Genomic DNA, 13,007 nt, shown 5'->3' with positions numbered 1-13,007 from the left:
GCGGTCCGTTGGAGACCAGCCCCCCCTCTGGGGCGGGGGGGGGGGGGCCGGGGGGGGCGGCGGGGGGGGGGGGGGCGCCCCCCCCCCCCCCCCCCACGCCCCGGGTCGATCTGCCCGCTTCGTACAATGAGCACGTGAGCTACCCGCGCCCCGAGAACGACGAGCCCCTGTCCGATCCGCTGGCCGCGATGGGTCTGGGCGGCGACGAGGACGAAGCCGACACCGACCCCGGCCGTGAGGCCGACCTGGCGGTGATCGAGGCGGGCAGCCGTACCCTCCGGGCCGGGGGCCCGGCGCCGCAGGACGACGGCATCCCGGCCCGCCCCGCGGATCCCGAGGTCGACAGGGCCCTGCGCGAAGTCGAGGCCGAGCTGGCCGGCCGCTGGCCGGAGACCAAGCTGGAGCCGTCCCTGGACCGGATGACCGCGCTGATGGACATCCTGGGCGAGCCGCAGCGCTCCTACCCCTCGATCCACATCACCGGCACCAACGGCAAGACCAGCACCGCCCGCATGATCGAGCAGTTGCTGCTCGCCTTCGACCTGCGCACCGGCCGCTACACCAGCCCGCACGTGCAGTCGGTGACGGAGCGGATCAGCCTCGACGGCCGGCCGATCGGGCCCGAGAAGTTCATCGAGACCTACCGTGACCTCGAGCCGTACGTGGAGATGGTGGACGGCTCGCAGCCGTACCGGATGTCCTTCTTCGAGGTGCTGACGGGCATGGCCTACGCCGCCTTCTCCGACGCCCCGGTGGACGTCGCCGTCGTCGAGGTCGGCATGGGCGGCAGCTGGGACGCGACCAATGTGGTGGACGGCACCGTCGCCGTCGTGACCCCGATCGACCTGGACCACACCGACCGCCTGGGCGAGACGGCCGGCGAGATCGCGGTCGAGAAGAGCGGGATCGTCAAGAAGGACGCCACGGTGGTGCTGGCCCAGCAGCCCGTGGAGGCCGCTCAGGTCCTGCTGAAGCGGGCCGTCGAGGTGGACGCGACGGTGGCCCGGGAGGGCATGGAGTTCGGCGTTGTGCACCGTGAGGTGGCCGTCGGCGGGCAGATGCTGACCCTGCGCGGGCTGGGCGGGGAGTACGAGCAGGTCTTCCTGCCGCTGCACGGTGAGCACCAGGCGCACAACGCGGCCGTGGCGCTGGCCGCGGTGGAGGCCTTCTTCGGCATCGGCACCCTGCACGCCCGCACCCTGGACGTCGACACCGTCCGCACCGCCTTCGCCAATGTCACCTCGCCGGGCCGGCTGGAGGTCGTGCGCCGCAGCCCCACCGTGGTGCTGGACGCCGCCCACAACCCGGCGGGCGCCCGGGCGGCGGCCGGAGCGCTGGGCGAGGCGTTCGGTTTCACCCATCTGGTGGGTGTGGTCGGGACGAGCGGCGACAAGGACGTGCGGGGGCTGCTGGAGGCCTTCGAGCCGGTCTTCGCCGAGATCGTGGTGACGCGGAACTCCACGCACCGCGCCATGGACGTGGACGAGCTGGCCGCGCTGGCGGTCGAGGTCTTCGGCGATGAGCGGGTACAGGTCGAGCCCCGGCTGGACGACGCGATCGAGGCGGCCGTGACGCTCGCCGAGGAGCAGGGGGAGTACTCCGGTTCCGGGGTGCTGATCACCGGATCGGTGATCACCGTGGGAGAGGCCCGGCTGCTGCTGGGCCGCAAGTGACGAGCGGGAAGCGAAGCCAAGCGGATGCGGACCCTGTGCGCGAGCACCCTGATCGGTGAGTTCTTCGTGATCGGCTTCGCCGGTCTGGTGGCGATGAAGCAGCCGGGCCTGACGGCCGGCACGGTGTGGACGGTCAGCGGGGTGGCGATGGCCCTGTGCGTGCTGCTCTGCGGGATGCTCGGGCGGCGCGGTGGGCTGGCCGTCGGCTGGCTGCTGCAGGCCGGGCTCATCGTGAGCGGCTTCGTCGTTCCGGTGATGTTCTTCCTCGGCGTGGTCTTCGCCGCCCTGTGGTGGGCCGCCGTCCACTACGGGCGCAAGATCGACGAGGTCAAGGCCGCGCGGGCCGCGCAGCCTGCCTGATCGGACGCGTCACGTCCGGTGCCGAGGGGGTGCCGTGGGCCGCGCAGGTCCCCGGTAATGTCGTCATACCCGCTACCCGTACATAGGAGTAACACCGTGTCCCAGCGCACCCTCGTCCTTCTCAAGCCGGACGCCGTACGTCGCGGCCTGGTCGGCGAGATCCTCGGCCGCATCGAGCGCAAGGCGGGCTGGAGCATCACCGCGCTGGAGCTGCGCACCCTCGACCGGGCGATCCTGGAGCAGCACTACGCCGAGCACGTCGGCCGCCCGTTCTACGAGCCGCTGGTGGAGTTCATGGCCTCCGGTCCCGTCGTCGCCCTGGTCGTCGAGGGCGAGCGGGCGATCGAGGGACTGCGCGCGCTGGCCGGCCCGACCGACCCGATCGCCGCCGCCCCCGGTTCCATCCGCGGCGACTTCGGCACCATCGTCCGGGAGAACCTGATCCACGCCTCCGACTCCGAGGAGTCCGCCGAGCGCGAGATCAAGATCTTCTTCCCCGGCCTGGCGTGACGCGTCGCGGGAATTCGCCCCGAATGCTCCGCTGACGCCCGATCAGCTCAACGGGCGGCCGGAAATTTCCCGGCCGCCCGCAGGCATATGCCGGGTGATCGGGGGAACCAATTCCGCCGACACGGCGTCACCATTGCAGAGGACCGCTGTGTGTTCTGATGACAATGGCGGCGGAACCCTGACCCCGTGCCCAGGCGGGCGCGACTACGATGGAATCTCCGCTCCTCCGGTTTCGCGCACAGCGCCCCGCCGTGCTCACCCCCACATCGCTCCTGCTCGGGAAGGCCAGACGTACCCTCATGGCGAACAACATGTCGTTCATCGGCCGTGACATGGCTGTCGACCTCGGCACCGCCAACACGCTGGTGTACGTCAGGGGTCGCGGGATCGTCCTCAACGAGCCATCCGTCGTCGCCATCAACACCAACACGGGCGGCATCCTGGCGGTCGGCTCCGAAGCGAAGAAGATGATCGGCCGGACCCCCGGCAACATCGTCGCGGTCCGTCCTCTCAAGGACGGGGTGATCGCCGACTTCGAGATCACCGAGCGCATGCTGCGCTACTTCATTCTCAAGATCCACAAGCGTCGTTATCTGGCCCGCCCCCGCGTCGTGGTCTGCGTCCCCTCCGGTATCACCGGGGTCGAGCGCCGCGCCGTCATCGAGGCCGCCACCCAGGCCGGCGCGCGCCAGGTGCACATCATCGAGGAGCCCATGGCCGCCGCGATCGGCGCGGGGCTCCCGGTCCACGAGGCGACCGGCAACATGGTCGTGGACATCGGCGGCGGCACCACGGAGGTCGCCGTCATCTCGCTCGGCGGCATCGTCACCGCGCAGTCCATCCGGGTCGCCGGCGACGAGCTGGACAACGCGATCATCCAGCACATCAAGAAGGAGTACAGCCTCCTGCTGGGCGAGCGCACCGCGGAATCGATCAAGCTCACCATCGGATCGGCCTTCGCGGCCGACAACGAGGAGCACACCGAGATCCGCGGCCGCGACCTGGTCTCCGGCCTGCCCAAGACGGTGGTGATCTCCGCCGCCGAGGTGCGCAAGGCCATCGAGGAGCCGGTCAACGCGATCGTCGACGCGGTCAAGACGACCCTCGACAAGTGCCCGCCGGAGCTGTCCGGCGACATCATGGACCGCGGCATCGTCCTGGCCGGCGGCGGCGCGCTGCTGCGCGGACTGGACGAACGGCTGCGCCACGAGACCGGCATGCCGATCCACATCGCCGAGTCCCCGCTCGACTGCGTGGCCCTCGGCGCCGGCAAGTGCGTCGAGGAGTTCGAGGCACTGCAGCAGGTCCTTGACGCGCAGCCGCGCAGATGAGTCCTCACGATCCGTCGTACGGGTGAAGTCCCGCCCGTGCGCCGGATCGTTCTACCTCCCGGCACGGCCCATCGGGCCCACGGGCTCACACGCTCTGACGAGGAAGGCACGGACTGGCCCCCGTGAGGGACACACGAGAGAGCCGGCTTCTGCTGGTGCTGCTGGTGGCGATCGCATTCGCGCTGATCACCGTCGACATCCGCGGCGGTGAGGACTCACCGCTGGACGGCGCCCGGTCCGCCGCGGCCGCCGTCTTCGGCCCCGTGGAGAACGGGGTCGCGGCCGCGGTCGATCCGGTGGACAACGCCGTGGACGCGGTGCGCGACTCCGGCGACCGCAGCAGCCGCATCAGCGAGCTGGAACGGGAGAACGCCGAGCTCAAGCAGCAGCTCGGCAGCAAGGACGTCACGCGCGAGCGGGCCCGCGAACTCGACAAGCTGCTCAAGCTCGCCGGCGCCGGTCAGTACCGCGTCAAGGGCGCGCAGGTCATCGCGATAGGAGCCGCCCAGGGCTTCTCCTGGACGGTCACCATCGACGCCGGCGCCAACGACGGCATCCAGCGCGACATGACCGTGGTCAACGGGGACGGCCTGGTCGGCCGGATCACCACCGTCGGCCCCTCCACCTCCACCGTCCTGCTGGCCTGCGACCCGGACTTCACGGTCGGCACCCGGCTGGAGAAGTCCTCCGAGCTCGGCTTCGCCACCGGCCAGGGCAACCGGCCGATGCGGGTCCAGCTCCTCAACGGCAAGGCCCACGTGAAGAAGGGCGCCCGGCTCGTCACCTTCGGCTCGCAGGCGGACAAGCCCTTCGTCCCCGGCGTGCCCGTCGGCACGGTCGCCAAGGTGGACCGCGCGGGCGGCGGCCTCACCCGTACGGTCGAGGTCACCCCCTTCGTCGGCTTCACCAAGCTCGACATCGTCGGCGTCGTCGTCCAGGGCCCGCGCAAGGACCCGCGCGACTCGGTGCTGCCCGCCGGGCCGAAGCCGGTCCCGACGGTCACCGTCACGGCGACGCCGAGCGTGAGCCCCTCTCAGTCCTCGCTCTACGGACAGGAGGAGGTCCGATGAAGCGCGCTCTGCTCGCCACCGGCCTCGTGGTCGCCGGAATGGTCCTCCAGGTGTGCGTCCTGGCCCGCCTCCACCTGCCCGGCGCCGTGCCCGACCTGCTGCTGCTCGTCGTCCTCGCTCTCGCACTGACGTACGGCCACGTCGCCGGCTGCCTCATCGGCTTCGGCGCCGGCCTGCTCGCCGACCTCGCCCCGCCCGCCGACCACGCCGCGGGCCGCTACGCCCTCGTGCTGTGCGTCGTCGGCTACATCGCGGGCCTGGTCAAGCCCGAGGGCGGCCAACTGCGTTCGGCCACCCGGCCGATGCTGGTCGTGGTCGGCGCCGCCATCGGCTCCACCGTGCTGTACGCCGCCGTGGGCGCCCTCGTCGGCGACACCGCGGCCCAGCACGTCGGCCTCGGCAAGCTGCTCTTCACCGCCGCCCTGTACGACCTGCTGCTCGCGCCGTTCACCGTGCCGTGGATCATGGCCCTGGCCCGCCGTTTCCAGAGCGACCCGCTCGCCGAGGACGCCGCCGGCTCCGGCTTCGGCGCGCGCATCGGCGGCCAGCGCTCGACCATCCTCGGCAGGGTGGGGAGCGCCGCCAAGGGAGGGCGGCGCCTGTGAGTTCCCACCGGGCACCCACCACCCTTGCGGTGGCGGCACTTCGCGCCCCGTTCCGTGACCGGGCCGCAGCCGGCCCGCGGCCGACGACGAGGCATGAGCAGGCGCGCCGAGCGGGCGAAGCGGCGACGGAGGGGGCGGCGTGAGCAACATTCCCGAGACCGGGCGGACGCCACGGGTCACGATCCGGCTGGTGATCCTGCAGATCCTGGTGCTGTCCCTGCTGTTCACCCTCGGCGGGCGGCTGTGGTTCCTGCAGATCCGCAACGGCCAGGAGTACACGGCGCAGGCCAACAGCAACAACGTCCAGGAGGTCGTGGCCCCGGCCGTCCGCGGTTCGATCCTGGACGACAAGGGCGTGGCGCTCGCCGACAACGAGACCCGGCTGGTGGTCTCCGCCAGCCGCACCGACCTGCTGAAGCAGAAGGACGACGGCAAGGCGGTGCTCACCCGGCTCGCCGGCGTGCTGCACATGAACCCGGAAGAGGTCCTGGGCAAGGTGCGGCTCTGCGACTCGCAGACCCCCAAGCCCTGCTGGAACGGTTCGCCCTACCAGCCGATCCCCATCACCGACGAGGCCACCACCCAGCAGGCGCTGCAGATCATGGAGCGCCGCGAGGACTTCCCCGGCATCACCGCCGAGCCCACCGCCGTGCGCCGCTACACCGCGCCGTTCGGGTCCAACACCTCCCAGGTCCTCGGCTACCTCTCGCCCGTGACGGACGACGAACTGACCGCCGCGGAGAAGAAGGGCCGGCCGCTGCTGCGCTCGGACCAGATCGGCCGCTCCGGGCTGGAGCGCACCTACGACAGCGAACTGCGCGGCAAGGCCGGCGTCACCCGCTACGAGGTGGACAACCTCGGCCGGGTCATCGGCAAGGCGGGCGAGACCGCCGCCGAGCCCGGCAGCCATCTGGTCACCAGCATCGACGCACGCGTCCAGAGGGTCGCCGAGAAGGAGCTCGACGAGGCGATGAAGGTCGCCCGCAAGACCTTCGACAAGGTCACCGGCAGCCTCTACAAGGCGGACTCCGGCGCCGTCGTCGTCATGGACGTGCACACCGGCCAGGTCATCGCCATGGCGAGCGCGCCGACGTACGACCCCAACGTCTGGGTCGGCGGCATCTCCGGCAAGGACTACGCCAAGCTGACCGGCAAGAAGTCCAACTTCCCGCTGCTCAACCGGGCCATACAGGGTCAGTCGGCCCCCGGCTCGACCTTCAAGGCGATCTCCACCTCGGCCGCTGTGAAGGCCGGCTACGACATCAACGGGCGCTACCCCTGCCCGTCGTCGATGACCATCGGCGGCCGGGTCTTCAACAACTTCGAGGGGGAGAGCGCGGGCTCCATCACCCTCGCCCACGCCCTGGAGATCTCCTGCGACACCGTCTTCTACGGCCTGTCGTACGACCAGTGGCTCAAGGACGGCGGGACCAAGCCCAAGAAGCACCCCAAGGACTGGTTCTACAAGACCGCCAAGGAGTACGGCCTCGGCTCGCTGACCGGCATCGACCTGCCCTCCGAGGTGACCGGCCGGATCCCCGACCGGCAGTGGAAGCGGGACTACTACGAGGCCAACAAGACCTACTGGTGCAAGGTCGCCAAGAGCGACAAGCAGGACTACGCCAGCCAGATCGCCCGCGAGAACTGCGTCGACGGCTATGTGATGCGCGCCGGTGACTCCGTCAACTACGCCATCGGCCAGGGCGACACCCTCGTCACCCCGATCCAGATGGCCAACATCTACTCGGCGATCTCCAACGGCGGCACGCTCTACCAGCCGACCATCGGCAAGGCGATCATCAGCGCCGACGGCAAGAAGGTCACCAGGATCAAGCCCAAGGTGAACGGGCACGCCCCGGCCACCAAGAACACCCTGAAGTACATCAACGCGGCACTCGAGGGCGTCGTCACCCACGGCACCGCCGCCTGGCGCTTCGGCGGCTGGCCGCAGGACAAGATCCCCCTGCACGCCAAGACCGGTACCGCGGAAGTCGCCGGCAAGCAGACCACCTCCTGGTTCACGACGTACAGCAAGGACTACGCGATCGTCATGACGATCTCCCAGGGCGGCACCGGTTCCGGTGGTTCCGGTCCGGCCGTCCGCAAGATCTACGAGGCGATGTACGGCGTCCAGAAGGACGGGTCGATCGACAACAAGAAGGCGCTGCTCCCGCACCCGCTGACCAAGCTGCCGAAGATCGACGCCGACGGCACCATCCGGGTCACCAAGGCCGCCTACGCCGACGTTCCCCAGGCGCCCTCCGGGCCGCGGGACACCGCGCTGCTCGCGGCCGCGCTGCCCCCGGACCGCACCGAGCGCGCCCTGCAGGGCAGGAGGTACCGGTCATGAGCGCGCACGGCTACGCGATGCGCCGGTTCACCCCCGAACGGGGCGCGCTGGGCAAACTCCTGGCCCGCGACTCGATACTGCGCCGGATGGACTGGCTGCTGCTTGGCGCCGCCCTCGCGCTGTCGCTGATCGGCACCGCCCTGGTCTACTCCGCGACGCGCAACCGCACGGAGCTCACCCACGGCGACCCGTACTACTTCCTGCTGCGGCACATCCTCAACACCGCGATCGGCTTCGCGCTGGCCGCCGGTACGGTGGCGCTGGGCCACCGCCGGCTGCGCGGCGCGGTGCCGGTGCTCTACGCCATCTCGGTCCTTCTGGTGACCGCGGTGCTGACCCCGCTCGGCACCACCGTCAACGGCGCCCACGCGTGGATCGTGCTCGGCGGCGGCTTCTCGCTGCAACCGTCCGAGTTCACCAAGATCACCATCATCCTGGGCATGGCGATGATGCTGTCCGCGCGGGTCGACGCCGGCGACCGGCTCTTCCCCGACCACCGCACGGTCGCCCAGTCACTCGGCTTCGCCATACTGCCGATGGCGATCGTCATGCTGATGCCCGACCTCGGGTCGGTCATGGTGATGGCGGTCATCGTGCTCGGCGTGCTGCTCGCCTCGGGCGCGTCCAACCGCTGGGTGCTCGGCCTCATCGGGGCCGGCGCGGGCGGCGCGATCGCGGTCTGGCAGCTCGGCGTCCTCGACCAGTACCAGATCGACCGCTTCGCCGCCTTCGCCAACCCCGCCCTCGACCCGGCGGGCGTCGGCTACAACACCAACCAGGCGCGCATCGCCATCGGCTCCGGCGGACTGCTCGGCAAGGGCCTGTTCGAGGGCAGCCAGACCACCGGGCAGTTCGTGCCCGAGCAGCAGACCGACTTCGTCTTCACCGTGGCGGGGGAGGAACTCGGATTCGTCGGCGCGGCCCTGATCATCGTGCTGCTGGGCGTCATCATGTGGCGCGGCTGCCGCATCGCCCGCAACGCCACCGACCTGTACGGCACGATCATCGCGGCCGGCATCGTCGCCTGGTTCGCCTTCCAGTCCTTCGAGAACATCGGCATGACCCTCGGCATCATGCCGGTGGCCGGACTGCCGCTGCCCTTCGTCTCATACGGCGGATCGTCGATGTTCGCCGTCTGGGTCGCCATCGGGCTGCTCCAGGCCGTCCACATGAAGCGCCCCATGTCGGCCTGACCCGTCCTGAACCGGCCTGAACCGGCCTGCCGGGTGAACGCACCATTGCGGCCGGGGGAACCCGCGATTAGGTTCCTGACATGGGGAAGCGTGTCGCGGAGACCGAGCGCAAGTACGAGGCCGCCGAGCAGACCGGTGAGCCCGATCTCGACGGACTGCCCGGGGTCGCGGACGTACGCGTCCTGGAACCGGCCGAACTCGACGCCGTATACGTCGACACGCCCGACCTGCGGCTGGCCACCCACAAGATCACACTGCGCCGCCGCACCGGCGGCGACGACGCCGGCTGGCACCTGAAACTCCCCACCTCACAGGCCGACACCCGCACCGAGGTGCACGCGCCCCTCGGCAAGCAGGGACGCAAGGGACCCAGAGTCCCCAAGTCCCTGCTCGCCGAGGTCGCCGCCATCGTCCGCGACCGGGAACTCGTCCCCGTCGTACGACTGCGCAACACCCGCAAACGGCTCCACCTCGTCGACGCCCAGGGCGCGCCCCTGCTGGAGATCGCCCACGACCACGTCCGCGCCACCGTCCCCGACCACGGAGCCGACGGGCCCGAGAGCACCTGGACCGAAGTGGAGACCGAACTCCTCGACGGCGACCCCGCACTCCTCGACGCCGTCGAGAAACGCCTCCGCGCCGCCGGACTGCGGCGCTCCACCTCACCCTCCAAACTCGCCCGCGCCCTCGGCGACCGCCTCACCGCCGCCCCCCGCCCGCCGAGCCCCCCGTCCTCCACCGGCACCGCCGGCGACGCCGTCATGACCTACGTCCACGAACAGGTCGCGGCCATCATGAGCTGGGACCCGCAGGTCCGCCGCGACGAACCCGACTCCGTCCACCAGATGCGGGTCTCCACCCGGCGGCTGCGCAGCGCCTTCGCGTCCTTCCGCCGCGAACTCGACCGCGAGGCGACCGACCCCGTCGGCGACGAACTCAAATGGCTCGCCGGAGTCCTCGGCCTGGAACGCGACCGCGAGGTCCTCGCCGAACGCCTCCGGGACCGCCTCGCCGAACTGCCCGACGACATCGTCACCGAGACCCTCACCGCACGCATCGGCGGCGACGCCCCCGTCCACGAGGGCGCCCGCAAGGAACTCCTCCGCGAACTCGCCGGTCCGCGCTACTTCCGGCTCCTCGACACCCTCGAGGCACTGCTCGCCGACCCGCCGCTGCTCGACGCCGCCGAATCCCCCGCCGCCCCCGCCGTCGCCGAGGCCGTCAGCCGCGACCACCGCCGGCTGCGCCGCCGCGTCGAACACGCCCTGCGGATGACCCCCGGCCACGAGCGCGACCTCGTCCTCCACGACGCCCGCAAGGCCGCCAAACGCGCCCGCTACAGCAGCGAGGCCGCCCAGGCCGTCCCGGCGCTGCGCAAGCCCGCCAAGAAGCACACACAGCGCATGAAGGCCGTCCAGCAGCTCCTCGGCGAGCACCAGGACAGCGTCATCTGCCGCGACGCCGTCCTCCGCCTCGCCTCCGACGCCCGCGAGGCCGGCGAGGACACCTTCCCGTACGGCGTGCTCTACCAGCTCGAACGCGACGCCGCCGCGGCGGCCGAGAACGAGCTGCCCAAGGCCTGGCCCGCGTCCGACCGCGGCAAGCTGGCCGGCTGAGCCGAAGGCCGGACGGCCGACGAGGGCCGGGCCGGGAAGGGCTTCACCGCGCCCGCGTCCGCCCCGCGACCGTCCCGCGTCCGCCCGCGCCGTGCCGAGCGCGACCGGGAAGCCCTTCGCGAGGCGTTACGCTGAATGGTCACCCTTGCCAGCTCACGAAAGACACCTCTGATGCCTGTCGAGTCGGTCTTCCCCCAGCTCGAGGCCCTGCTGCCGCATGTGCAGAAGCCGATCCAGTACGTCGGCGGGGAGCTGAACTCCACCGTCAAGCCCTGGGACGAGTGCGACGTCCGTTGGTCCCTGATGTACCCGGACGCCTACGAGGTCGGGCTGCCCAACCAGGGCGTGATGATCCTCTACGAGGTGCTCAACGAGCGCGAGGGCGTCCTCGCGGAGCGCACCTACAGCGTGTGGCCGGACCTCGAGGCGCTGATGCGCGAGCACGGCGTGCCGCAGTTCACGGTGGACGCGCACCGCCCGGTCAAGGCCTTCGACGTGTTCGGCCTCAGCTTCTCCACGGAGCTCGGCTACACCAACATGCTCACCGCCCTCGACCTCGCGGGCATCCCGCTGGAGGCCCGGGACCGCACCGAGGACGACCCGATCGTGCTCGCCGGCGGCCACGCGGCCTTCAACCCGGAGCCCATCGCGGACTTCCTCGACGCCGCCGTGATCGGCGACGGCGAGCAGGCCGTACTCGAGATCACCGACGTGATCCGCGCCTGGAAGGCCGAGGGCCGCCCCGGCGGCCGCGACGAGCTGCTGTTCCGGCTCGCCCGCACCGGCGGGGTGTACGTGCCGAAGTTCTACGACGTGGAGTACCTGGCCGACGGCCGCATCGCCCGCGTCGTCCCCAACCGCTCCGGCGTCCCGTGGCGGGTGTCCAAGCACACCGTCATGGACCTGGACGAGTGGCCGTACCCCAAGCAGCCCCTGGTCCCGCTCGCGGAGACGGTCCACGAGCGGATGTCCGTGGAGATCTTCCGCGGCTGCACCCGCGGCTGCCGCTTCTGCCAGGCGGGCATGATCACCCGCCCGGTGCGCGAGCGCAGCATCACCGGCATCGGCGAGATGGTCGACAAGGGCCTGAAGGCGACCGGCTTCGAGGAGGTCGGCCTGCTGTCGCTGTCCTCCGCCGACCACACCGAGATCGCCGAGGTGGCCAAGGGCCTCGCCGACCGGTACACGGAGGACAAGATCGGCCTGTCCCTCCCCTCCACCCGCGTCGACGCCTTCAACATCGACCTGGCCAACGAGCTGACCCGCAACGGCCGCCGGTCCGGACTCACCTTCGCCCCCGAGGGCGGCTCCGAGCGCATCCGCAAGGTCATCAACAAGATGGTCTCGGAAGAGGACCTGATCCGCACCGTCGCCACCGCCTACGGCAACGGCTGGCGCCAGGTGAAGCTCTACTTCATGTGCGGTCTGCCCACCGAGACCGACGAGGACGTGCTGCAGATCGCCGACATGGCGAAGAACGTCATCCAGAAGGGGCGCGAGGTCACCGGCCAGAACGACATCCGTGCCACGGTGTCGATCGGCGGCTTCGTGCCCAAGCCGCACACCCCGTTCCAGTGGGCCCCGCAGCTCGGCGTCGAGGAGACCGACGCCCGACTGGAGAAGCTGCGCGACGCCATCCGCGGCGACCGGAAGTACGGCCGGAACATCGGCTTCCGCTACCACGACGGCAAGCCCGGCATCATCGAGGGCCTGCTCTCCCGTGGTGACCGCCGCGTCGGCGCCGTCATCCGCGCCGTCTACGAGGACGGCGGCCGCTTCGACGGCTGGCGCGAGCACTTCTCCTACGACCGCTGGATCCGCATGTGCGAGGAGGCGCTCCCGGAGCAGGGCGTCGACCTCGCCTGGTACACCACGCGCGAGCGCACCTACGAGGAGGTCCTGCCCTGGGACCACCTGGACTCCGGCCTGGACAAGGACTGGCTCTGGGAGGACTGGCAGGACGCCCTCGACGAGACCGAGGTCGAGGACTGCCGCTGGACGCCGTGCTTCGATTGCGGGGTGTGTCCTCAGATGCAGACCTCCATTCAGATCGGGCCTACGGGGAAGAAGCTGCTTCCGCTGACCGTGGTGAAGTAGCCGGGCGCCGCACCCGCGCTTCGGCCCCGGCCGAGGCCAACGAGCAGAGACCGCGACGACGCCGGTCCCGCCTCCGGGCGGGACCGGCGTCGCCGTTGTTCGGGAGACCGGGCCGGAGCGGGGGAGCGGCAGCGTCCCGACCGTCCGGGTGCGCGCCTCGTACGTCGAGGCCGTGGAGGAGTGGCGCGCGGAGGGCCGCGGC

At 70.9% G+C, this 13,007-nt stretch carries 10 protein-coding genes; all 10 read left to right on the top strand.

Features of this window, described 5'->3' with window-relative positions; all coding sequences use genetic code 11:
- Positions 1 to 188: 188 nt before the first annotated feature.
- The 10 genes from AB0F62_RS14640 (at position 189) to AB0F62_RS14595 (ending at position 12,805) form a co-directional block, all read left to right on the top strand.
- Complete coding sequence (locus AB0F62_RS14640; protein WP_361797333.1) at positions 189 to 1,673, top strand: folylpolyglutamate synthase/dihydrofolate synthase family protein; 1,485 nt, start codon at positions 189 to 191, stop codon at positions 1,671 to 1,673.
- 24 nt (positions 1,674 to 1,697) lie between these two features.
- A complete protein-coding gene (locus AB0F62_RS14635; RefSeq protein ID WP_361797312.1) occupies positions 1,698 to 2,033 on the top strand; it encodes a DUF4233 domain-containing protein in 336 nt (111 codons plus the stop codon).
- 96 nt (positions 2,034 to 2,129) lie between these two features.
- A complete protein-coding gene (gene ndk, locus AB0F62_RS14630) occupies positions 2,130 to 2,543 on the top strand; it encodes a nucleoside-diphosphate kinase (protein WP_361797309.1) in 414 nt (137 codons plus the stop codon).
- A gap of 311 nt (positions 2,544 to 2,854) precedes the next feature.
- Positions 2,855 to 3,874, top strand: coding sequence for a rod shape-determining protein (locus tag AB0F62_RS14625; RefSeq protein ID WP_361797330.1), 1,020 nt, complete (start codon positions 2,855 to 2,857; stop codon positions 3,872 to 3,874).
- Positions 3,875 to 3,996: 122 nt separating this feature from the next.
- Entirely contained in the window at positions 3,997 to 4,944 is a 948-nt protein-coding gene (gene mreC / locus AB0F62_RS14620) for a rod shape-determining protein MreC (RefSeq protein ID WP_361797306.1), read from the top strand.
- On the top strand, positions 4,941 to 5,549 hold the full coding sequence (gene mreD / locus AB0F62_RS14615; protein WP_361797303.1) for a rod shape-determining protein MreD: 609 nt from the start codon (positions 4,941 to 4,943) through the stop codon (positions 5,547 to 5,549). The genes mreC and mreD overlap by 4 nt, the downstream gene beginning before the upstream one ends.
- A 139-nt stretch (positions 5,550 to 5,688) precedes the next feature.
- Entirely contained in the window at positions 5,689 to 7,899 is a 2,211-nt protein-coding gene (gene mrdA, locus AB0F62_RS14610) for a penicillin-binding protein 2 (protein ID WP_361797300.1), read from the top strand.
- Entirely contained in the window at positions 7,896 to 9,092 is a 1,197-nt protein-coding gene (gene rodA / locus AB0F62_RS14605; RefSeq protein WP_361797297.1) for a rod shape-determining protein RodA, read from the top strand. Before mrdA ends, rodA begins: the two co-directional genes overlap by 4 nt.
- Before the next feature lie 80 nt (positions 9,093 to 9,172).
- Positions 9,173 to 10,708: a CYTH and CHAD domain-containing protein gene (locus AB0F62_RS14600; RefSeq protein ID WP_361797294.1), complete on the top strand. Its 1,536-nt coding sequence runs from the start codon at positions 9,173 to 9,175 to the stop codon at positions 10,706 to 10,708.
- 171 nt (positions 10,709 to 10,879) lie between these two features.
- Positions 10,880 to 12,805, top strand: coding sequence for a TIGR03960 family B12-binding radical SAM protein (locus tag AB0F62_RS14595; protein ID WP_361797291.1), 1,926 nt, complete (start codon positions 10,880 to 10,882; stop codon positions 12,803 to 12,805).
- Positions 12,806 to 13,007: the final 202 nt, after the last annotated feature.

This window comes from Streptomyces sp. NPDC026673 (assembly GCF_040638135.1).
Lineage (GTDB): Bacteria > Actinomycetota > Actinomycetes > Streptomycetales > Streptomycetaceae > Actinacidiphila.
The sequence above is the reverse complement of the archived record's forward strand: the minus strand, read 5'-3'. Positions and strand labels throughout refer to the sequence as shown.

Bases quoted from the DNA above. Each gene is read 5' to 3' on its own strand.
- AB0F62_RS14640 (WP_361797333.1), top strand. From the start codon at position 189: ATGGGTCTGGGCGGCGACGAGGACGAAGCCGACACCGACCCCGGCCGT.
- AB0F62_RS14635 (WP_361797312.1), top strand. From the start codon at position 1,698: ATGCGGACCCTGTGCGCGAGCACCCTGATCGGTGAGTTCTTCGTGATC.
- AB0F62_RS14625 (WP_361797330.1), top strand. From the start codon at position 2,855: ATGTCGTTCATCGGCCGTGACATGGCTGTCGACCTCGGCACCGCCAAC.
- mreD (WP_361797303.1), top strand. From the start codon at position 4,941: ATGAAGCGCGCTCTGCTCGCCACCGGCCTCGTGGTCGCCGGAATGGTC.
- rodA (WP_361797297.1), top strand. From the start codon at position 7,896: ATGAGCGCGCACGGCTACGCGATGCGCCGGTTCACCCCCGAACGGGGC.
- AB0F62_RS14600 (WP_361797294.1), top strand. From the start codon at position 9,173: ATGGGGAAGCGTGTCGCGGAGACCGAGCGCAAGTACGAGGCCGCCGAG.
- AB0F62_RS14595 (WP_361797291.1), top strand. From the start codon at position 10,880: ATGCCTGTCGAGTCGGTCTTCCCCCAGCTCGAGGCCCTGCTGCCGCAT.